The 312-nt window shown below is 71.5% G+C and carries 1 protein-coding gene; it reads left to right on the forward strand.

The window, feature by feature from the left end; translation table 11 throughout:
* A partial coding sequence (locus ACFQ87_RS43705) for an SDR family NAD(P)-dependent oxidoreductase (RefSeq protein ID WP_380616607.1) occupies nt 1-312 on the forward strand: 312 nt, incomplete at both ends.

Consider the following 312-nt stretch of genomic DNA (forward strand, 5'->3'; position numbering starts at 1 on the left):
TGGACGTGGTCGACCCCGAGAGCATCGCCACCTGCCTGGACGAGGTGATCGCCGAGCACGGCCGCCTCGACGCGCTGGTCAACAACGCCGGCGCCGCCCAGGTCGGCACCATCGAGCTGATGACCGTCGACGAGGTCCGCGCCGCCATGGAGGTCAACTTCTTCGGCGTGGTGGCCGCCACCCGCGCCGCCCTGCCCCACCTGCGCGCCTCCCAAGGCCGGGTGATCACCGTCACCAGCATCGGCGGCGCGGTCGGCCAGCCCTTCAACGAGGCCTACTGCGCGGCCAAGTTCGCCGTCGAGGGCTTCATGG

The organism is Kitasatospora sp. NPDC056531, assembly GCF_042794375.1.
In the GTDB taxonomy this organism is placed as follows: Bacteria; Actinomycetota; Actinomycetes; order Streptomycetales; family Streptomycetaceae; genus Kitasatospora.